The sequence below is a fragment of the Aeromonas sp. FDAARGOS 1415 genome (assembly GCF_019048365.1).
Lineage (GTDB): Bacteria > Pseudomonadota > Gammaproteobacteria > Enterobacterales > Aeromonadaceae > Aeromonas > Aeromonas taiwanensis.
This window is the reverse complement of the sequence record NZ_CP077363.1, coordinates 3325600-3346211: the sequence shown is the minus strand read 5'-3', so window position 1 is coordinate 3346211 and position 20612 is coordinate 3325600. Positions and strand designations below refer to the sequence as shown.

At 61.7% G+C, this 20612-nt stretch carries 16 protein-coding genes; 5 read left to right on the top strand and 11 right to left on the bottom strand.

What is annotated here, in order from left to right:
* Positions 1-22: 22 nt before the first annotated feature.
* The 6 genes from ppiD to tig all read right to left on the bottom strand — a co-directional run bounded on the left by ppiD (position 23) and on the right by tig (position 8460).
* Entirely contained in the window at positions 23-1936 is a 1914-nt protein-coding gene (gene ppiD, locus I6L45_RS15675; RefSeq protein ID WP_216982563.1) for a peptidylprolyl isomerase, read from the bottom strand.
* 150 nt (positions 1937-2086) lie between these two features.
* Positions 2087-2359: a nucleoid-associated protein HU-beta gene (hupB, locus tag I6L45_RS15670; RefSeq protein WP_005315375.1), complete on the bottom strand. Its 273-nt coding sequence runs from the start codon at positions 2357-2359 to the stop codon at positions 2087-2089.
* Between the two features lie 240 nt (positions 2360-2599).
* Complete coding sequence (lon, locus tag I6L45_RS15665; RefSeq protein ID WP_134694946.1) at positions 2600-4954, bottom strand: endopeptidase La; 2355 nt, start codon at positions 4952-4954, stop codon at positions 2600-2602.
* Between the two features lie 140 nt (positions 4955-5094).
* Positions 5095-6369 (bottom strand): ATP-dependent protease ATP-binding subunit ClpX, encoded by a 1275-nt coding sequence (clpX, locus tag I6L45_RS15660; RefSeq protein ID WP_043760970.1) that lies wholly within the window; start codon positions 6367-6369, stop codon positions 5095-5097.
* Positions 6370-6439: 70 nt separating this feature from the next.
* Positions 6440-7063: an ATP-dependent Clp endopeptidase proteolytic subunit ClpP gene (gene clpP / locus I6L45_RS15655; RefSeq protein WP_005324106.1), complete on the bottom strand. Its 624-nt coding sequence runs from the start codon at positions 7061-7063 to the stop codon at positions 6440-6442.
* An 86-nt stretch (positions 7064-7149) separates the two neighbouring features.
* Entirely contained in the window at positions 7150-8460 is a 1311-nt protein-coding gene (tig, locus tag I6L45_RS15650; protein ID WP_043760971.1) for a trigger factor, read from the bottom strand.
* 430 nt (positions 8461-8890) lie between these two features.
* Here tig and I6L45_RS15645 point away from each other — a divergent pair, with 430 nt between their 5' ends.
* Positions 8891-9325, top strand: a complete 435-nt coding sequence (locus I6L45_RS15645; protein ID WP_043760972.1) for a YccF domain-containing protein — start codon at positions 8891-8893, stop codon at positions 9323-9325.
* A gap of 89 nt (positions 9326-9414) precedes the next feature.
* A complete protein-coding gene (gene yfbR, locus I6L45_RS15640) occupies positions 9415-10005 on the top strand; it encodes a 5'-deoxynucleotidase (protein WP_216982562.1) in 591 nt (196 codons plus the stop codon).
* A gap of 76 nt (positions 10006-10081) precedes the next feature.
* On the opposite strand, the gene lolE is transcribed toward yfbR, so the two are convergent.
* From lolE to I6L45_RS15625, 3 genes are all read right to left on the bottom strand, one after another.
* Positions 10082-11323, bottom strand: a complete 1242-nt coding sequence (lolE, locus tag I6L45_RS15635; RefSeq protein WP_134694949.1) for a lipoprotein-releasing ABC transporter permease subunit LolE — start codon at positions 11321-11323, stop codon at positions 10082-10084.
* Positions 11323-12021, bottom strand: coding sequence for a lipoprotein-releasing ABC transporter ATP-binding protein LolD (lolD, locus tag I6L45_RS15630; protein WP_167576576.1), 699 nt, complete (start codon positions 12019-12021; stop codon positions 11323-11325). The genes lolE and lolD overlap by 1 nt, the downstream gene beginning before the upstream one ends.
* Before the next feature lie 79 nt (positions 12022-12100).
* Positions 12101-13336 (bottom strand): lipoprotein-releasing ABC transporter permease subunit, encoded by a 1236-nt coding sequence (locus I6L45_RS15625; protein WP_216982561.1) that lies wholly within the window; start codon positions 13334-13336, stop codon positions 12101-12103.
* 76 nt (positions 13337-13412) lie between these two features.
* Between I6L45_RS15625 and I6L45_RS15620 the strand changes: the two genes are divergently transcribed.
* Both I6L45_RS15620 and mfd read left to right on the top strand, forming a co-directional pair.
* Entirely contained in the window at positions 13413-13988 is a 576-nt protein-coding gene (locus I6L45_RS15620) for a hypothetical protein (RefSeq protein WP_043760977.1), read from the top strand.
* A gap of 48 nt (positions 13989-14036) precedes the next feature.
* Positions 14037-17498 (top strand): transcription-repair coupling factor, encoded by a 3462-nt coding sequence (mfd, locus tag I6L45_RS15615; protein WP_216982560.1) that lies wholly within the window; start codon positions 14037-14039, stop codon positions 17496-17498.
* Between the two features lie 69 nt (positions 17499-17567).
* On the opposite strand, the gene fbp is transcribed toward mfd, so the two are convergent.
* Positions 17568-18602: a class 1 fructose-bisphosphatase gene (gene fbp / locus I6L45_RS15610; RefSeq protein ID WP_043760979.1), complete on the bottom strand. Its 1035-nt coding sequence runs from the start codon at positions 18600-18602 to the stop codon at positions 17568-17570.
* The gene (locus tag I6L45_RS15605; protein WP_216982559.1) at positions 18590-18808 is read right to left on the bottom strand and encodes a hypothetical protein; all 219 of its coding nucleotides are present in this window, start codon (positions 18806-18808) and stop codon (positions 18590-18592) included. Before I6L45_RS15605 ends, fbp begins: the two co-directional genes overlap by 13 nt.
* Before the next feature lie 166 nt (positions 18809-18974).
* On the opposite strand from I6L45_RS15605, the gene I6L45_RS15600 reads away from it, so the two are divergent.
* The gene (locus I6L45_RS15600; RefSeq protein WP_043760980.1) at positions 18975-20591 is read left to right on the top strand and encodes a peptide ABC transporter substrate-binding protein; all 1617 of its coding nucleotides are present in this window, start codon (positions 18975-18977) and stop codon (positions 20589-20591) included.
* The last annotated feature ends 21 nt before the right edge of the window (positions 20592-20612 follow it).

Below are 20612 nucleotides of genomic sequence, written 5' to 3'. Positions count from 1 at the left end.
ACGGTGGATGGGCCGGTCTGACTTATTCGACCGCGGCTTCCACATCGGTGAAGTACTCAATCTTGGCTGCCTTGCGCAGCTCGTCGATGAGCGACTTGTAATCCGCCTGAGCCTTGCCCTGGCCCAGCTGCCCTTGCAGCAGGCTCACCATCTGGGATGGCTCCTTGGTCACGTTGACCTTGTCCAGGGCCACCACCACGCGGTCACCGTTGGCTTCGGTCACCAGCTCGACGCTAGGCTTGCCATCGGTCGGATGAGGCATGCGGAACGCCTGGGCCACCAGGTTCTGATCCATCTCCTGGGCGAAGCGGGCCACACCGTTGTGGGTCTCCACCTTCAGCCCCAGGGCGGTCAGATCGGCCTGGATGTCCTCGCCGGCATGGAGCTTGTCCAGCAGACCCTGCGCCTTGCCACGGGCCACTTCGCTCGCCTTGTCGTGCTTGATGGCCGCGATCACCTGCTCTTTCACCTCGGCCAGTGGTTTGGCCGCTCTGGGCTGGTGACCCATGATGTGCAGCACCAGGGCCTTGCCATCGGAGAGTTCGATGACGTCGGAATTGGTGTTGTCATCGCGCAGCTGCTCGGAGAAGGCCACGGAGAGCACCTTGGGATCATTGAGCGGCGCCGGGGCATCGGCCTGGCTGAAGTAACCGGTGGACTGCACCTTGAGGCCCATGGTCTCTGCGGTCAGATCCAGGGAGTCCGGGTTCTCGAAGCTGCTGTCGGCCATCTTCTGCTGCTCGGCAAAGAACTGCTCCTTCGCCTTGTCAGACTGCAGGCGGGCGATGGTGTCGCTCATCACGTCCACGAAGGGTTTGGTCTTGGCGGGCTCGACGCCCAGCAGCTTGATGACGTGGAAGCCGAACGGGCTCTTGACGACGGCGGAGAGATCCCCAACCTTGGCCAGCGCAAAGGCGGCTTTCTCGAAGGCGGGATCCATCACCCCTTTCTCGAACCAGTCCAGCTCGCCGCCCTTCTTGGCGGAGAAGGTGTCGGAGGAGCTGGCCTTGGCCAGCTCGGCAAAGTCTTCGCCGCCCTTGGCCTTGGCCAGGAGCTCGTCAGCCTGCTTCTCGGCGGCCTTCTCATCCTTGCCGAACGGGATCAGGATGTGGGCCACCTGGCGGCGCTCGGCACGCTGGAACAGGTCCTGATGCTGATCATAGTAATCCTGGGCATCCTGCTCGGTGACCTTGATGTTCTTGCCAAGGGCAGCAGCGTCCAGCAGCAGGTAATCGACCTTGACCGTCTCGTCGTTCATGAAGCGGTTGCTGTTGGCCTTGTAGAACTGCTCAATCTCCGCATCGCTCACCTCGATCCCGTCCACATAGGCAGACGCGGCCAAGCGCACCAGACGCAGATCCCGGGTCTGATTGTAGAGCCGGTCGAGTTGCTCGGCTTCACCCTTGAGGGCGAACTCGGAGCCCAGCACGGCGCCCATCAGTTGCTGACGTACCATGTCCTGGCGCAGGGAGTCGCGGAACATCTCCGGCGTCATACCGGCACGACGGATCAGCTGCAGGTAGCGCTCGTTGCTGAACTTGCCGTTTTCGGCGAATTCCGGCATGGCGACGATGGCCTGCTTGATCTGCTCGTCACTGACGCGCAGGCCGAGTGTACGAGCCTTGTCATCGATCAGTGCCTGATCGATCAACCGATCCAGCACGCCACGACGGAACTGTTTCATGTAGTCGGGGTTCGCAGCCAGCTGGTTGAAGGCCTCACCCATTTGGGATTCCATGCGGGCCCGCTCGTTGCGGTAGGCATTCTCCAGTGCGGGGGCACTGATGTCATTGCCATTGACGGTGGCGGGGGCGGTACGTGCCGGGCCATTGAGGTAGCTGCCTACACCGGCCAAGGCAAAGGAGAGGATGATGAGGCCCAAGATAACCTTGGCTACCTTGCCCTGCGCCCCTTCGCGTAGTTTATCCAACATCATGTTTGTACTTATGCTCCCGAACTCGATGGGCGTAAATAATGAAAAGGCGCACCGATTGCGATGCGCCTTGGTCAATCAGTATGAGGGAGAGCCCTCTCACTTGTCTGGTCAAAGACCAAGGACGGTGCCGATGTGATATCAGCGACCGGCTTAGTTGACCGCGTCTTTCAGGGCCTTGCCGGCTTTGAAGGCAGGAACTTTACCGGCGGCGATTTCGATGGTCGCACCAGTTTGCGGGTTACGGCCGGAACGGGCAGCACGCTCGCGCACGGCGAAAGTACCGAAGCCAACCAGAGCAACCTGGTCACCCTCTTTCAGAGCTTCGCCCACGGCGTCAATGAAAGCATCCAGCGCACGACCAGCGGCAGCTTTGGAGATATCAGCACCGTCTGCAATCTTGTCAATCAGTTGAGATTTATTCACTCTTATATTCCCCTTTTATCGAACATCGCTGCGGCGCTGATTTCCCTGGCCACAACAAGTGGAGGTTTTATAACAAGCCTCCTGATCAGTTGCAAGTGACAATCTGGCGCAAACCCGCGCCACATCACGCCTTGCGACTCATCATGAGTACCCGATCGGTGGTCAAGGCTACTTCCGTTGTCCGGCGCATGCAAGCCTTAACCACCCCCCGAATGCACCAAATTTGCGGCGCATCAACATTTACACGACAGAAACGCGTTCGAAACCCTGCGGATTCTCTTGCAACGCCAGTGCAAGCACCTCGTCAATCCAGCGAACCGGATAGATTTCAAGGTCTTGTTTGACGTTTGCCGGGATCTCCTCGAGGTCCCGCTCGTTCTCTTTCGGGATCAGCACCCGCTTGATGCCACCGCGGTGAGCCGCCAGCAGCTTCTCCTTGAGCCCCCCGATGGGCAGCACTTCGCCGCGCAGGGTGATCTCGCCGGTCATGGCCACATCGGCGCGCACCGGGTTGCCGGTCAGGCTGGAGACCAGGGCGGTACACATGGCGATACCGGCGCTCGGACCGTCTTTCGGGGTGGCCCCTTCCGGTACGTGCACATGAATGTCGCGCTTCTCGTAGAAGTCGGCGTTGATGCGCAGTTTCTCCGCTCGGGCCCGCACGACCGTCATGGCCGCCTGGATGGACTCCTGCATCACGTCCCCAAGTGAACCGGTGTAGGTGAGCTTGCCCTTGCCCGGCATGTTGGTGGTCTCGATGGTGAGCAGATCGCCCCCCACCTCGGTCCACGCCAGCCCGCACACCTGACCAATCTGGTTCTGGTCGGTTGCCTTGCCGTAGTCAAAGCGCTGCACCCCGAGGAACTCCTTGAGGTTCTCCTGATTGACCTGAACATGCTTGATGCTCTTGTCCAGCAGGATGCGTTTGACTGCCTTGCGACAAATCTTGGAGATCTCGCGCTCCAGGCTGCGTACCCCCGCCTCGCGGGTGTAGTAGCGGATCACCCCGATCAGCGCCGAATCCTCGATGGTGATCTCGGAAGGCTTCAGGCCGTTGCGCTGGATCTGCTTGGCCACCAGGTGCTGCTTGGCGATGTTGAGCTTCTCGTCCTCGGTGTAACCGGACAGGCGGATCACTTCCATCCGGTCCAGCAGCGGACCCGGGATGTTCATGGAGTTGGAGGTGGCCACGAACATCACGTCCGACAGGTCATAATCCACTTCCAGATAGTGATCGTTAAAGCTGCTGTTCTGCTCGGGATCCAGCACCTCCAGCAGGGCGGAGGCGGGATCGCCACGCATGTCCGAGCTCATCTTGTCGATCTCGTCGAGCAGGAACAGCGGATTCTTCACGCCGACTTTCGCCATCTTCTGGATGAGCTTGCCGGGCATGGAGCCGATGTAGGTACGACGGTGACCGCGGATCTCCGCCTCGTCGCGCACCCCGCCCAGCGCCATGCGCACGTACTTGCGACCGGTCGCCTTGGCGATGGACTGACCCAGGGAGGTCTTGCCCACCCCGGGAGGCCCGACCAGACAGAGGATGGGGCCCTTGAGCTTGTTCACCCGCGCCTGCACCGCCAGGTATTCGAGGATGCGATCCTTGACCTTGTCCAGGCCATAGTGATCCGCGTCCAGCACCTCTTGCGCCTTGCCCAGGTCCTTCTTGACCTTGGAGCGGGCCTTCCAGGGCACCTGCACCATCCAGTCCACATAGCTGCGCACGACGGTGGCCTCGGCGGACATGGGGGACATCATCTTAAGCTTGGCGAGCTCGGCCTGCGCCTTCTCGCGCGCATCCTCCGGCATCCCCGCCTCTTCAATCTTGCGATTGAGGGCTTCGAATTCATCCGGGCTGTCTTCCAGCTCACCCAGCTCTTTCTGGATGGCCTTCATCTGCTCGTTGAGGTAGTACTCCCGCTGGCTCTTCTCCATCTGTTTCTTGACCCGGGAGCGGATGCGCTTCTCGACCTGCAGCAGGTCGATCTCCGACTCCATCATGGCCATCAGAAACTCGATGCGCTCGGACACGGAGGCGATTTCCAGCACCTTCTGCTTGTCTTCGAGCTTGAGCGGCATGTGGGCAGCCATGGTATCGGCCAGGCGCGCCGCGTCGTCGATCGCCGAAATCGAGGTGAGCACCTCGGGCGGGATCTTCTTGTTGAGCTTGATGTAGCCTTCGAACTGGCCGATCGCGGAGCGCACCAGCACATCCTGATCCTTCTCCTCGATGGGGGCGGATGCGATGTACTGCGCCTCGCCGACGAAGAAGTCGCGATCGTCGATCATCCGCTCAAGGCGGGCACGCTGGCCCCCTTCCACCAGCACCTTGACGGTGCCGTCCGGCAGCTTGAGCATCTGCAGAATGTTGGCCACTGTCCCGACGGAGAAGATCTCCTCCACCGTTGGCTCGTCAGTCGACGCATCCTTCTGGGCCACCAGCAGAACTTTCTTGTCCTGCTCCATGGCCGCTTCCAGACAGCGAATGGATTTTTCCCGCCCCACAAAGAGTGGAATGACCATGTGGGGGTAAACCACCACGTCACGAAGAGGCAGGACGGGAATCTCGATGCGTTCTGAACGCTCTAGGTTCATATATGTCCTCTCGGCTTGTTATACCGTTGGCAAAGCGCTTGGCTGAGTATATGGGGGCGCAAAGATGAGATTCAATCGCCTTGGCCGTAAAAAGCATGAAAGGGGCAAAAAGCCCCTTTATGTGATTAAAAATCAGACAGTTACTCTGAGGCTGCAGCCTGAGTCTCGGGATTGTCGTAGATCATCAGAGGTTCGGAGTCCCCCTTGATCACCGTCTCGTCGATCACCACCTTGCTGACCCCTTTCAGGGACGGCAGATCATACATGGTGTCGAGCAGCACGGCCTCGACGATGGATCTCAGACCACGTGCACCGGTCTTGCGCTCCATTGCCTTGCGCGCGATAGCGTTCAGGGCGTCATCACGGAACTCCAGCTCGACCTCTTCCAGGGCGAACAGCGCGGCATACTGCTTGGTCAGCGCATTCTTCGGCTCTTTCAGGATCTGGATGAGGGCAGCTTCGTCCAGCTCGGTCAGGGTCGCCACCACCGGCAGACGGCCGATGAACTCGGGGATGAGACCGTACTTGATGAGATCTTCCGGCTCCACCTTGGCAAAGTTCTCGCTTAAGGTCGCCTTGGCATTCTTGGATTTGACATCTGCGCCAAAACCGATACCAGTGCCCTTGACGGAACGCTGCTCGATCACCTTGTCCAGCCCGGCAAAGGCACCGCCACAGATGAAGAGGATCTTGGAGGTATCGACCTGCAAGAACTCCTGCTGCGGATGCTTGCGACCACCCTGGGGCGGTACGGAGGCGATGGTGCCTTCGATCAGTTTCAGCAGTGCCTGCTGCACCCCTTCCCCGGACACGTCGCGGGTGATGGAGGGGTTGTCCGACTTGCGGGAGATCTTGTCGATTTCGTCGATGTAGACGATGCCGCGCTGGGCCTTCTCCACGTCGTAATCGCACTTTTGCAGCAGCTTCTGGATGATGTTCTCCACGTCCTCGCCCACGTAACCGGCTTCGGTCAAGGTGGTGGCGTCAGCCATGGTGAAGGGGACATCCAGCAGACGAGCCAGGGTTTCAGCCAGCAGTGTCTTGCCGCTACCGGTCGGGCCAATCAGCAGGATGTTGGACTTGCCCAGCTCCACACCACCGGACTCGCTGCCGCTGCGCAGACGCTTGTAGTGGTTGTAGACGGCCACCGCCAGCACCTTCTTGGCGTACTCCTGCCCGATCACGTAGTCGTCCAGATGGGCACGGATTTCATGAGGGGTCGGCAGCTCGCTACCATCGCGCTTGGGAGAGATCTCGCGGATCTCCTCGCGGATGATGTCGTTGCACAGCTCGACACACTCATCACATACGTAGACGGAAGGGCCAGCGATCAGCTTGCGCACTTCATGCTGGCTTTTGCCGCAGAAAGAGCAATAAAGCAGCTTGTCGCCCTCACCCTTGCGTTTCTCTGTCATTCAGCGACCTCGTTTTATCAATAGAGGATGGATCGTCCTGTTGAGTTTACAACAGGACGGGATACCCTGCTCAGCCGCGCTGGCTCAGGATGCCGTCAACCAGACCATAGGCCACGGCCTGCTCCGCCGACATGAAGTTGTCACGGTCGGTGTCGCGCTCGATGGTGGCCATGTCCTGACCGGTATGGAATGCCAGACGGTCGTTCAGGGTATTCTTGATCTTCAGGATCTCCTGGGCATGGATCTGGATGTCAGATGCCTGACCCTGGAAGCCGCCCAGCGGCTGGTGGATCATCACCCGGGCGTTGGGCAGGCAGAAACGCTTGCCCTTGGCGCCACCGGCCAGCAGGAAGGCCCCCATGGAGCAGGCCTGCCCCATGCAGACTGTGCTGACGTCCGGCTTGATGAACTGCATGGTGTCATAAATGGACATACCGGCCGTGACAGCCCCACCCGGGGAGTTGATGTAGATGCTGATGTCCTGATCCGGGTTTTCGGACTCCAGGAACAGCAGTTGGGCCACCACCAGGTTCGCCATGTGATCTTCCACCTGACCGGTCAGGAAGATCACCCGCTCTTTGAGCAGACGGGAATAGATGTCGTAGGAACGCTCCCCTTTCGCGGTTTGCTCTACCACCATAGGGATGAGCGCATTGCGTGGGGATTCAGTCACATCGTTATAGTTCTTGTACATAAGGCATTGTCCCTAAAATAAAATGGCCCGAGTGGAGATCACACGAGCCATTATACTTAACAGTTTTGACCTTAAGTCAAATGATCTTAGGCAGCGGCACCGGACTTGTTGATCACTTCGTCAAAGGCAACTTCTTTCTCGGTCACTTGCGCTTTGGACAGGATCAGGTCGATGGCTTGATCTTCGATGGCCAGGTTACGAACGCCGTTCAGCATCTGTTCGTTCTGCTGGTAGTACTCGATCACTTCCTTCGGATCTTCGTAGGCAGTGGCCATGGACTCGATGATGCTGGTCACACGGGCGTCGTCAGCCTTGATCTCGTTGGTACGGATGACGTCACCCAGCAGCAGACCTACGCGTACACGACGCTCGGCCTGAGCCTGGAACAGCTCGGCAGGCAGTTCCGGCGCGTTGCCGCCCTGGAAGCCACCGAAACGCTGCAGAGCCTGCTGACGCAGGGTGTCGATTTCCTGGGCAACGGCAGCCTTCGGCAGATCGATCAGGTTGGCTTCAACCAGACCGTTCAGTACCTGCTCTTTCACGCTGTTTTTCAGGGCTTGAGCCAGTTCGCGCTCCATGTTCTTGCGCACTTCGGCCTTCAGCTCTTCAACGCTGCCGCTCTCGATGCCGAAACGCTTGACGAACTCTTCGGTCAGCTCGGGCAGGATCTGCTCTTCAACCTTGTGCAGCTTGGAGGCAAACTTGGCAGCCTTGCCCTTCAGGGCTTCAGCGTGGTAGTCGGCCGGGAAGGTCACGTCGATGGTGAACTCGTCGCCCGCTTTCTTGCCCAGGATGGCGTCTTCGAAGCCCGGGATCATGCGGCCAGCGCCCAGTTCCAGGGAGAAACCTTCAGCCTTGCCACCGTCGAACTCTTCACCGTCGATGGAACCGACGAAGTCCAGAGTCACGCGCATGCCATTGGCTGCAGCGGCGTCGGTTTCAGACCAGGTAGCGTGCTGCTTGCGCAGGGTGTCGATCATGTTGGCCAGATCGGCATCCTTGACGGAGGCAACCGGCTTCTCGACCTTGATGCTCTCCAGACCGGCAACTTCGAACTCCGGGTACACTTCGAACGTGGCGGTGAATTCGAAGTCCTGACCTTCTTTGATCTCTTTCGGATCCATGGTCGGGGCACCGGCCGGGCTCAGTTTGTTCTCGATGATGGCCTTGATGAAGTTGTTCTGCATCATTTCATCGGCAACGCGGGCATGTGCCATGGCGCCGAACATCTTCTTGATGATGGCAACCGGAGCCTTGCCAGGACGGAAACCGTCGATGCGACGAGTCTTGGCCAGGCCATTCAATTCTTTGCGCACGGCGGCGTCAACGGTAGCAGCCGGTACAGTGATGGTAAGACGGCGTTCCAGACCCTGGGTTGTCTCTACAGAAACTTGCATTCTTTTACCTCGTTCAACTCAGCACTGTGTGCTGACCCTTTATTGCCCCCGGGCAAGCCCGGAGTCTTCCTGTTTATAAAGACAACGACTGTCTTTGTGATGAGAAAAAATATGACGCGACATTATAGCGGCGTGCAGTGGTCGCGTCGAGCCGCACATCCCCCATCCGGGGCGCAGACGGCACAATTTGCGCAAGACTCTCTCCTATATGGGGAGGCCTTGCACCGAGTTCAAGCATTGCATCCGCAATAATTTGCACTGGCTCACTCTTTTATGCGCCAAACCGGGCTTTTTCATTGCCATTGCCCGCCAGCCCGTTCTTTCGCTGGTCTCCTGCGACCCAAATTGTCCACCAATTCGCCTGTGCCATTGCGTCCCCCGGCCCGGCTCGCTATGGTGACAGCCAATTTACGGTTCTGGAGTCCGCAACATGTCCTTTTTCCGCTTCTTGTTCAATTTGCTCTGGTTCGTCCTGGGAGGCGTCTTCATGGGACTCGCCTGGTGGCTGGCCGGTCTGCTCTGCTTCGTGTCGCTCATCGGGATCCCCTGGGGACGCGCCTGCTTCGTCATCGGCACCTTCACCTTCTTCCCGTTTGGCAAGCAGGCGGTGAGCCGCAAGGCCATGACGGGCCAGAGCGACATCGGCACCGGTACCCTGGGGCTGATTGGCAACATTCTCTGGTTTGTGCTGATCGGCGTCTGGCTCGCCATCGGCCACATCGCCTCGGCGCTGGCCTGTTTCGTCACCATCGTCGGCATCCCGTTCGGCATTCAGCACCTCAAGCTGGCCCTCATCAGCCTGGCCCCCATCGGCCAGATGATAGTGACCAACCAGGAGGCCGAATCGGGCCGCTATATCCGCTGAACAAGAATGCGCAACCGGGCGATGCCAGGGATGTGAAAAAAGGGCAGACTAGGGTCTGCCCTTTTCATTGTCACCCGTTGAGGTCTTTCATGCTGCCCAGCCACTTCTTCGCCAACCTCGCCCGTATGCGGCTCATCTACCGCTGGCCGCTGATGCGCAACATCCAGCCCGAGAACATCGCCGAACACAGCCTGCAGGTGGCCATGGTGGCCCATGCTCTGGGGCTCATCAGCAATCGGCTGTTCGGTGGCCAGGTGGACGCCAACCAGGCCGCCGTCATGGCCCTCTATCACGACAGCAGCGAGGTGCTGACCGGCGATCTACCCACCCCGGTCAAGTACTTCAATCCCGAGATTGCCCGCGAATACAAGAAGATTGAGCTGGCCGCAGAACAGCGCCTGCTGGGCATGCTGCCGGCGGAGCTGGTGGAGGACTTTCGCCCCCTGCTCGACTCCGGCGCCCAGGACGAGGGGCTGGCCCGCCTGGTGAAGGACGCAGACACCCTCTGCGCCTACACCAAGTGTCTGGAGGAGCTGAGCGTCGGCAACCGGGAGTTCGAACCGGCACGCAAGCGTCTCGAACAGATGCTGGAATCCCGGATGAACCCCGCCATGCGCTACTTCATCGATGTCTTCGTGGCCAGCTTCTCCCTGCCCCTGGACGAGCTGAACGCCCACTGACCCCCCACCAATACGAAGGGCCCGCCGGCATTGCCGACGGGCCCTTCTTTATTTTGTCGCCGTGGAGGTGTCCGGATCAGTGTCCCAGCTCCCGGGACGGTACCAGACCACTCGCCCGCCAGGCGGGGTAAAGGGTCGCTACCAGGCTCATCAAAATGGCCGCACTGGTGACGATGACCAGATCCTGCATGTGCAGCTCGGTCGGCAGGAAGTCGATGAAATAGATGTCCGGGTTCAGGAAGCGATGGCCGATCACCCCTTCGATGGCGCTCAGGATCTGGGTCAGCTTGCTGGAGAGCAGGCCGCCGAGCAGGGCGCCGAGCAGGGCACCCGCCACCCCGTTCACCATCCCCTGAATGACGAAGGTGAGCCGGATCTGGCCCGGGCTCGCCCCCATGGTCTTCAAGATGGCGATTTCGCTGCGCTTCTCGTTCACCGCCATCACCAGGGTGGAGACGATGTTGAAGCAGGCCACCGCCACCACCATCAGCATCACCACGTACATCACGGTTCGCACCATCTGGATATCCTGATAGAGGTAGCCCTGACGGCTCATCCAGCTGCTGATGTAGACGTAGTGCGGGAACTTCTGGGCGGCCGCCACCGTGATGGACTGGGCCTTGAGCACGTCGTTCACCTTGAGGCTGAAGCCCTCCACGGCGCTGCCCATGCCGGTCATGGCCTGGGCGTCCGCCAGGTGCATGAAGCCCAGTACGCCATCCAGCTGACCGCCGATCTCCAGCAGCCCCACCACGGTGAGCGTCTCCCGCTTCGGATTCTTGATACCGGTGGCATCGCCGCCCTGGGGCAACAACAATGCCACCGAGTCACCAATCTTGACTCCCAGCTTGTCGGCAATGGTCTTGCCGAGAATGAGGCCGTGCTCGCCTGCCTGCAACTCGCGCAGGCCGCGGCCCGTCATGTAGTTGCCCGCATCGGACAGGTTGGCTTCCAGCTCCGGCAGCACGGCGCGCACCTGCGCCCCCTTGAGGGCGGAGCCGTGCTCCAGCAGGCCGTCCAGACGAATGACCGGAGCCGCGGCCACGACGCCCGGCTGGGCCAGCAGGTAGTCGCGCAACCTCGGCCAGTCAGGCAGAGGGGCCTCCATGCCGATAAGCTCCCCGTGGGGCACCACGGAGAGCACCCGGTTCTTGAGCTCCCGCTCGAACCCGTTCATGGCGGAAAGCCCCAGGATCAGCGCCATCACCCCGAGGGCAATGCCGATCAGGGAGGAGGCCGAGATAAAGGCGATGAAACCGTTGCGACGGCGGGAGCGACTGTAACGCAGGCCCAGGAACAGGGGCAGCGGCTTGAACATCAGGCGACCTCCGCCATGATGCCGCTCACCAGGGTCACCCGGCGGTGCAGCTTGGCAGCCAGGCTCAAGTCATGGGTCACCACCACGAATGCGGTGCCGAGCTCGCGATTGAGCTCGCACAGGAGTTCGTACACGGCGGTGGCGCTGGCGTGGTCCAGGTTGCCGGTGGGTTCGTCCGCCAGCACCAGGCTGGGTTCGTTGACCAGGGCTCGGGCGATAGCCACCCGCTGGCGCTCACCGCCGGAGAGCTCGGAAGGGCGATGATGGAGTCGGTGAGAGAGCCCCACCCGTCCCAGCATCCGGCTCGCCTTCTCGGTGGCGACGGCCACCGACTCACCGGCGATCAGCAGCGGCATGGCGGCGTTCTCCAGCGCGCTGAACTCGGAGAGCAGGTGGTGGAACTGGTAGACGAACCCCAGCTCCCGGTTGCGGAACCTGGCCTGGGTACGGCTGTCCCAGCCATGGATATCCTGCCCCTTGAACAGCACGGTGCCGCTGGAGGGGTTGTCGAGCGCCCCCATCAGGTGCAGCAGGGTGGTCTTGCCCGAACCTGAGCTACCCACCACCGCCAGCATCTCCCCCGGGGCGACGGACAGGTCGATCCCCTTGAGCACCTGGGTCTCCAGATTGCCTTCCTTGTAGACATGGTTGAGGGCCTGGCAGCGCAGCAGCGCCTCGCAGGACTGGGGTTGATTCATACAGGAGGCTCCACTTGCACCAGAAACTACGCCGGTAATCACACCGGATGTCACAACAGAAGATGAATGATTCACAGCACTACTCATACCGTAATGCCTCGGCCGGTTTGACCCGGGCAGCGCGGGCCGCCGGATAGAGGGTGGCACTGAAGCTCAGCAGCACGGCCCCCAGCAAGATGGTCACCACCTGGGCAGGCTCGACGGTGACCGGCAGGCCTGCGCCACCGGCCGCCATATAGAGGTTGAGCCCCACCACATCGAGCAGGGGGTTGAGGCCGAAGCAGAGCGCCAGCCCCGCCATAGCGCCAAACAGGGCGCCGATGACGCCACTCGACGCCCCCAGCACCATGAAGATCTTGACGATGCCGGATTCACTCATGCCCATGGTGCGCAGGATGGCCACCTCCCCCTCTTTATCGGTAACCACCATCACCAGGGCGGAGAGGATGTTGAAGGTGGCGACCGCGATGATCAGCACCAGCATCAACCCCATCATCCGCTTCTCCATGGCCACCGCCTGGAACAGCTCGCCGCGCTCGCGGCGCCAGTCCTGCCAGTCCAGACCGTCGGGGAGAGCTGTCTTGATCACCTCGTCGGCGGCGAAGGGATCGTCCAGCCAGAGGCGAATGCCCCCCACCTTGTCATCGGTCAGGCGGAGCATGCGCTGGGCATCGCCCAGGGCGATGAGCGCCACCTGGCTGTCCACGTCGGCACCGACCCCGAAGATGCCGGAGACGGTGAAGAGGCGCTGGGCCGGGACCCGGCCAAAGGGTGTGAAGCGGGTGCCTTCGGTCAGGATGAGACGCACCTGGTCTCCAATGGAAACCTTGAGCCGGCTCGCCACCCCCTGCCCCAACACGATGTGGTATTCACCGCGCTGCAGGCTGTCGAGGCGCCCCCCCAGCATCTGGGCGTGCAGGATGTCATCCTTGGGCCAGCGAGCGGGATCGATCCCCTGTACGTTCACCCCGGTCAGCTGGCCGGGGCTTTGCAGCATGCCTTCACTGTCGAGCATGGGGGCCGTGGCCACCACGTGGGGCAAGCGGGCCAGATCGGGCAGGCCCTCTGGCTCGGCCTCGATGCGCCCGGCCTGATTGGTCACCACCACATGGGGGATCACCCCGAGGATCCGCCCCTTGAGCTGCCCCTCGAACCCGTTCATGACCGAGATGACCACCATCAGGGCGGCGACCCCGATGGCGATGCCAAAGGTGGAAAACAGGGAGATAAAGGAGACGAAGCGGTTACTGCGTCGCGAGCCTGCGTAGCGCAGGCCGATGGCCAGCGACAGTGGCTGAAAAAGTCCAGTCTTCAAGGATATCTACGTTGCCAACGAAATAAGATACCGGATAATAAAGGCAAACAGACTATGACAACAAGGGATAGCCTCCATGCAGGAACAGTTCTTCAGCGTCACCCATGCCATGCCGGTCAATGTGATCCCAATGCCGGCCGACTTTCATCTGCCGACGCTGGAAGCCCTGGAGGCCGAGTTGCCCGAGCCCTTTCGCATCGCCTCCGCCATCACCTCCATCGATCTGGTGAGCAGCCGGCTGATCCGCAACCAGAACGAGTCCATGCACGATCTGGTGGAGATCATCAACCAGCAGTCCCGCAAGATCGACATGATCATGGGCTATGTGCTGGCGGCCCAGGATCATCCCGAGCATCGCTTTCATACCCTGCGCTTTGGCGCAGGTCAGCTCACCTACCTGCACCCGCGTCAGGGTCACGGGGAGCCGCCTGCACTGCACCAGATAGTGCGGCTCAAGATCTTCCTGCGGGAAGAGGCCTCGGCCGTCTACTGCTATGGGGAGGTCAAGCAGCGGGAGGCCGGGGAGCACGGCACCCACGTGGTGCTCGACTATGTGCGGATCCGCGAGGATGACCGGGAGCTGCTGGTGCGCGCCAGCCTCCATGTGCAATCGAAGCAGCTCAAGCTGCGTGCCCAGGAACGCCAACGCTAACCTCCCCCACGTCAACGCCAACTGAACGCCAACATTTAAAAGAATGCCATGATGCCAATGACACTCCCCGCCTTGCCCGCCAAAGCGGGCCAGAAGTTAACGTTCGGCCAGCTGGTCGGCAGCAGCCTGGCACTGGTTGCCGCCCGCCTCACCCGGGAGGCGGACAGACCCGTCCTGCTGGTGACTGCCGATACCCCGAGCGCCCTGCGCCTCGAACAGGAGCTCGGTTTCCTGCTGGCTGACCAGGATTGCCCCGTGCTGCTGTTCCCGGACTGGGAGACCCTGCCCTACGACAGCTTCTCCCCTCACCAGGACATCATCTCCCAGCGCCTCGAGACCCTCTACAAGCTGCCACAGATGCGCTGCGGTGTGCTCATCGTGCCCATCTCCACCCTGATGCTGCGCACGGCCCCCCAGGCCTATCTCGACAAGTACAGCCTGATGGTGAAAAGCGGCCAGCGCCTCAACCTGCAGCAGCTGCGCGGTCGCCTCGCCGAGGCGGGCTACGTGGCGGTGGAGCAGGTGCTGGAGCACGGCGAGTTCGCCGCCCGCGGCTCCCTGCTGGATCTCTTCCCCATGGGGAGCAGCCGTCCCTATCGCATCGACTTCTTCGACGACGAGGTGGACTCCATCCGCCCCTTCGACCCCGAGAGCCAGCGCTCCAGCGAGCCGGTCAAGAGCGTCAGCCTGTTGCCCGCCCGGGAGTTTCCCACGGACGAGGGGGCCATCGAGCTGTTTCGCGGCCAGTTCCGCGAGCAGTTCGAGATCTCCCGAGCCGAGGGCTCCATCTACCAGGAGGTGAGCAAGGGGCGCTGGCCCGCTGGCATCGAGTACTATCTGCCGCTCTTCTTCAGCCATACCGCCAGCCTGTTCGACTACCTGCCAGGCAACACCCTGCTGCTCACCGTGGGGGAGATCTACCCTGCGGCCCAGCGCTTCTGGAACGACATCGGCCAGCGCTATGAAGACAGGCGCTGGGACAACACCCGGCCCCTGCTGCCTCCCCAGCAGATCTATCTGCCGGTGGAGGAGCTGTTCGCCGCCCTCGGCCACTATGGCGCCGTGCGCCTGCAGGAGGCGGCTGGCGACGGTGGCGCGGGCCAGCATGATCTCCCCCTCGCCCCCCTGCCCGAACTGCAGCTCGACCACAGCAAGGAGCAACCCCTGCTGGCCCTCGACCAGTTCCTGCAAGGCTTTGCCGGGCGCACCCTGTTTGTGGTGGAGTCCGAGGGGCGACGCGAGGGGCTCGGCGATCTGCTCACGCGGATCGCGCTGCAACCCAGGGAGTTCCCCTCCCTCGAGGCCTTCCTCTCGAGCAACGTGCGCCACGGGATCCTGGTCTGCCCGCTGGAGCGCGGCTTCCTGCTGCAAGAGGCGGGGCAGGAGGCCCTCGCCCTCATCACCGAGAGCGAGCTACTGGGTGGCAAGATCCGCAGCCGACGCGCACGGGAGAAGAACAAGAACCTGAGCTCGGATGCGGTCATCCGAAACCTGGGCGAGCTGACCCAGGGCCAGCCGGTGGTGCACCTCGATCACGGGGTCGGCCGCTATCTGGGGCTCGAAACCATAGACGCGGGGGGCCTGCCCACCGAGTTTTTGACCCTGGAATATGCCGGTGGCGACAAGCTGTTCGTGCCGGTCACCAGCCTGCACCTGATCAGCCGCTACACAGGGTCCGACAATCCGCCCAGTCACAAGCTTGGCGGCGAGGCCTGGGTCAAGGCGCGGCGCAAGGCGGCCGAAAAGGTGCGCGACGTAGCGGCCGAGCTGCTCGATGTCTACGCTCACCGCGCGGCCCGCGCCGGCTTTGCCTTCAAGCACGACCGGGAGGCCTATCGCCAGTTTGCCGCAGGCTTCCCGTTCGAGGAGACCGACGATCAGCTCAACGCCATCAACGCCGTGCTCGGCGACATGTGCCAGGCCAAGAGCATGGACCGCCTGGTGTGTGGCGACGTGGGCTTTGGCAAGACCGAAGTGGCGATGCGGGCGGCGTTTGTGGCCGTGCACGGCGGCAAGCAGGTGGCGGTGCTGGTGCCCACCACCCTCTTGGCCCAGCAGCATTACGACAACTTCCGCGACCGCTTCGCCAACTGGCCGGTGCGGGTGGAGGTGCTGAGCCGCTTCCGCTCCGCCAAGGAGCAGAGCGCGGTGATGAAGGAGATGGCCGAGGGCAAGGTGGACATCATCATCGGCACTCACAAGCTGCTGGGCGCCGATCTCACTTTCAAGGATCTGGGGCTGCTCATCGTCGACGAGGAGCACCGCTTCGGGGTGCGCCAGAAGGAGAAGATCAAGGCGCTCCGCGTGGACGTCGATATCCTCACCCTCACCGCGACCCCCATTCCGCGCACCCTCAACATGGCGATGTCCGGCATGCGGGATCTCTCCATCATCGCCACCCCGCCCGCCAAGCGCCTCGCCATCAAGACCTTCGTGCGCCAGCACGAGCCTGCTGTGGTGCGCGAAGCGGTACTGCGGGAACTGAAGCGTGGCGGCCAGGTCTACTACCTGCACAACGACGTGGAGAGCATCGAGAAGTGTGCAGCGGATCTTGCCGAGCTGGTGCCGGAGGCGCGCATCGGCATCGCCCACGGCCAGATGCGCGAGCGGGAGCTCGAGCGGGTGATGTCGGACTTCTACCACCAGCGCTTCAACCTGCTGGTGTGCACCACCATCATCGAGACCGGCATCGACGTGCCGAGCGCCAACACCATCATCATGGACAGGGCGGATCACCTCGGTCTGGCCCAGCTGCACCAGCTGCGGGGCCGGGTCGGCCGCTCCCACCACCAGGCCTATGCCTACCTGCTCACCCCCCATCCCAAGCTGATGACCAAGGATGCGGCCAAGCGGCTGGAGGCCATCGCATCGCTCGAAGATCTCGGCGCCGGTTTTGCCCTGGCGACCCACGATCTGGAGATCCGCGGCGCCGGCGAGCTGCTGGGCGACGATCAGAGCGGACAGATCGAATCGGTCGGCTTCACCCTCTACATGGAGATGCTGGAGCAGGCGGTGGAGGCGCTCAAACATGGCAAGGAGCCGTCGCTGGAACAGCTCATGAGCCAACACACCGAGGTAGAGCTGCGCCTGCCGGCCTTGCTCCCGGACGACTACATCCCGGACGTCAACATGCGGCTCTCCATGTACAAGCGCATCGCCAGTGCGGCGGACGAGCAGGAGCTGCGCGAACTCAAGGTGGAGCTGATCGACCGCTTCGGCCTGCTGCCGGAACCAACCAAAACCCTGATGGAGCTGGCCGCCTTCCGCCAGCGTGCCACGGCCCTTGGCATTCGCCGGGTGGAGATGAGCGAGCGCGGCGGCTATCTGGACTTCACCCAGGAGACCCGCGTCAACCCGGCCTACCTGGTCAAGCTGCTCTCCGAGCAGCCGCGCATATACAAGATGGACGGGCCGACCCGGCTGCGCTTCCAGGTGCCGACCCAGGAGCGGGCCATGCGCCTCAAACTGGTGGACGGTCTGTTGGCGGATCTCGCCCGCAACAGCCAGTGAGCTGACTGCTTGCCCAAATAGAAACGGGAGCCATCATGGCTCCCGTTTTTTATCCCGTGACGCTGGCCGTCATGCCTGGCTGGCCGGGTCCTCGTGAGCGGAGAATTCGCGCATGAAGGCCTCGGCGCGCTCCACCATCTTGGTGGACCCCACGAAATAGGGGGTGCGCTGGTGCAGGGCGGTAGGCTGGATATCCATGATCCGGCCGAAACCGTCGGAGGCCTTGCCCCCCGCCTGCTCCACCAGGAAGGCCATGGGGTTGCACTCGTAGAGCAGGCGCAGCTTGCCGTTCGGGGAGTTTGTGCCGGACGGATAGATGTAGATGCCGCCCTTGAGCAGATTGCGGTGGAAGTCGGAGACCAGGGAGCCGATGTAACGGGAGGTGTAGGGTCTGTGGGTCGCCTCGTCACGCTCCTGGCAATATTTCAGGTACTTCTTCACGCCATCCGGGAACTTGATGTAGTTGCCCTCGTTGATGGAGTAGATCTTGCCCTCCTCCGGGATGCGGATGTTCTCGTGGGAGAGGCAGAAGCAGCCGATGGAGGGGTCGTAGGTGAAGCCGTTGACCCCGAAGCCGGTCGTATAGACCAGCATGGTGGAGGAGCCGTAGACCACGTAACCGGCGGCCACCTGGCGGTTGCCCGGCTGCAGGAAGTCTTCCAGGGTCACGCCGGCCCCCGGCTTGCTGACCCGGCGATAGATGGAGAAGATGGTTCCGACCGAGACGTTGACGTCGATGTTGGAAGAGCCGTCCAGGGGGTCGATCAGTACCACGTATTTGGAGTGGCGGGAGAGCTCGGAATCGAAGGAGACGAAGTCCTCTTCCTCCTCGGAGGCCATGCCACACACCTCGCCACGGGCTTCCAGCGCCGCCTTGAAGCGTTCATTGGCGTAGACATCCAGCTTCTGCTGCACTTCCCCCTGCACGTTTTCGGACCCGATGGAGCCGATAATGTCCGCCAGCCCCGCCTTGTTGATCTCCCGGTTCACCACCTTGGCGGCGAGGCGAATGGAGCTGAGCAAGGAGGTCAGCTCGCCAGTCGCGGTAGGATAGTCCGCCTGCTTTTTGACGATGAATTCGCCCATGGTGATCATGTTTCGCATTCTTGTTCCTTTAAGATCGTTTCCGTTGGCCGTTGAAAACGTTTGCAGATCTCGGCAAAAAAAGTGCCGATCTTCGGCAGCGTTGTTTTGTAACCTAATGTAACGCGTGTTTTTTGTTTTTGCAGCGAATTAAGGCGCTGTTTAAATCGCCAGAAAGCCCCTGTGGAGTGGGCTTTTCGGGCACCAAAAGAGGTCTCGAACGACATCTTTTGGCATCTTAATTCGTGGCAAGAAGACAACCCTGCCTCACCCGATGCCGTTCACCCCCATCCGGTCCTTTTCCCGTCCCCCCTGCCGGCCCCCTCTTGAGATCTCGCCATCGATCCCGCACACTGGCCCGGCTTTGGAAGCAAAAAAACATAAGGATATTCAATGAAAAGGACTCTCATTGCCGGCGCGATCACCGCCCTGCTCTCCCTGCCTGCCCTGGCCGCCCAGGTGCCTGAAGGCACCCAGCTGCTGCCCAGTGCCCAGCAAACCTTCGTCCGCAATATCGGCACCGAACCCGCCTCCATCGATCCCCAGATGGTCGAAGAGAGTGCGGGCAGCGACATCGTCAACGATCTGTTCGAGGGGCTCTACACCCTGGATGGCAACGGCAAGCTGCAGGCGGCGGGGGCACTGGGCTACGAGCTCGACGCCAGCGGCACCGTCTACACCTTCAAGCTCAGACCCGATGCCAAATGGTCCAACGGCGAGCCGGTGACGGCGGCAGACTATGTCTATGGCTGGCAGCGGGCGGCGGATCCCAAGAACGCCTCCAACTACGCCTGGTTCATCGAGCTGACCGGCGTGCTCAACGCCGGCGACGTCATCCAGGGCAAGCAGAGCCCGGATGCCCTGGGGATCAAGGCGCTGGATGACCACACCCTGCAGATCACCCTCAAGGCCCCGGTTCCCTTCTTCCTGAAGACTCTCTCCCACTACACCACCTTCCCGGCCCCCAGGGCCACCATAGAGAAGTTTGGTCATGAGTGGGTCAAGCCCGGCAACATCGTCTCCAATGGCGCCTTCGCCCTCAAGGAGTGGACCCCGAACGAGCGCCTCATCGCCGAGCGCAATCCCCACTACTGGGACAACCAGCACACCGTGCTGAACAAGGTGGTCTATCTCGAGATCGTCTCAGATACCGCGGCCTACAACCGCTATCGTGCGAGCGAGCTGCACTACACCACCTATCCACTGGAGCAGTATCAGCAGATCAAGCGCCAGAGCCCGGACGAGCTGGTCAGCGCCCCCATGCTCGCCACCTACTACTACGTGTTCAACACCCAGCGCAAACCCTTCGACGATGTCAGGGTGCGCAAGGCGCTCTCCCTGGCCATCGACCGGGACACCATCACGGAGAAGATCCTGGGACAGGGGCAACTCTCGGCCTTCAGCCTGACGCCGCCGAGCGTCGACGGCTTTGAACTCAAGCGCCCGGCCAGCGAGCTGATGAGCAAGGAGGAGCGGATCAAGCAGGCCAAGGCGCTGCTCGGCGAGGCGGGTTACGGCCCGGGCAAGCCCCTCGAGGTGGACATCCTCTACAACACCAACGAGGGGCACAAGAAGATAGCGCTGGCCATCTCCTCCATGTGGAAGCACAACCTGGGGGTCAAGGCCGAGCTCAACAACATGGAGTGGAAGACCATGGTGTCGGCCCTCAACGAAGGGGACTTCGGGGTGAGCCGCTACTCCTGGAACGGGGACTACAACGATGCCTCCACCTTCCTCGACATCATGACCTCCAGCAGCAGCGCCAACAGCGGCAAGTGGTTCAACAAGGAGTACGACGCCCTCCTGGCCAAGGCCCATGACGCCAAGGATCCGGCGGAACGCAACCGGCTCTATCAGCAAGCGGAGGTGCTGATCGACGAGGAGGCCCCCATCGCACCGGTCTACTTCTACGTGAAATCTCGCCTGCTCAAACCCAACGTCAAGGGCTACCCCTATCACAACCCGCAAGACCTGGTTTATGCCAAGGATCTCTATCTGACGGCGCAATAACCCGCGCCCCGGACAGCAAAA

What these genes read in the sequence shown, in the direction of transcription:
- ppiD (WP_216982563.1), bottom strand. Translation starts at nt 1,936, where the DNA reads ATGATGTTGGATAAACTACGCGAAGGGGCGCAGGGCAAGGTAGCCAAG.
- lon (WP_134694946.1), bottom strand. Translation starts at nt 4,954, where the DNA reads ATGAACCTAGAGCGTTCAGAACGCATCGAGATTCCCGTCCTGCCTCTT.
- clpX (WP_043760970.1), bottom strand. Translation starts at nt 6,369, where the DNA reads ATGACAGAGAAACGCAAGGGTGAGGGCGACAAGCTGCTTTATTGCTCT.
- clpP (WP_005324106.1), bottom strand. Translation starts at nt 7,063, where the DNA reads ATGTACAAGAACTATAACGATGTGACTGAATCCCCACGCAATGCGCTC.
- tig (WP_043760971.1), bottom strand. Translation starts at nt 8,460, where the DNA reads ATGCAAGTTTCTGTAGAGACAACCCAGGGTCTGGAACGCCGTCTTACC.
- I6L45_RS15645 (WP_043760972.1), top strand. Translation starts at nt 8,891, where the DNA reads ATGTCCTTTTTCCGCTTCTTGTTCAATTTGCTCTGGTTCGTCCTGGGA.
- yfbR (WP_216982562.1), top strand. Translation starts at nt 9,415, where the DNA reads ATGCTGCCCAGCCACTTCTTCGCCAACCTCGCCCGTATGCGGCTCATC.
- lolE (WP_134694949.1), bottom strand. Translation starts at nt 11,323, where the DNA reads ATGTTCAAGCCGCTGCCCCTGTTCCTGGGCCTGCGTTACAGTCGCTCC.
- lolD (WP_167576576.1), bottom strand. Translation starts at nt 12,021, where the DNA reads ATGAATCAACCCCAGTCCTGCGAGGCGCTGCTGCGCTGCCAGGCCCTC.
- I6L45_RS15620 (WP_043760977.1), top strand. Translation starts at nt 13,413, where the DNA reads ATGCAGGAACAGTTCTTCAGCGTCACCCATGCCATGCCGGTCAATGTG.
- mfd (WP_216982560.1), top strand. Translation starts at nt 14,037, where the DNA reads ATGATGCCAATGACACTCCCCGCCTTGCCCGCCAAAGCGGGCCAGAAG.
- fbp (WP_043760979.1), bottom strand. Translation starts at nt 18,602, where the DNA reads ATGCGAAACATGATCACCATGGGCGAATTCATCGTCAAAAAGCAGGCG.
- I6L45_RS15605 (WP_216982559.1), bottom strand. Translation starts at nt 18,808, where the DNA reads ATGTCGTTCGAGACCTCTTTTGGTGCCCGAAAAGCCCACTCCACAGGG.
- I6L45_RS15600 (WP_043760980.1), top strand. Translation starts at nt 18,975, where the DNA reads ATGAAAAGGACTCTCATTGCCGGCGCGATCACCGCCCTGCTCTCCCTG.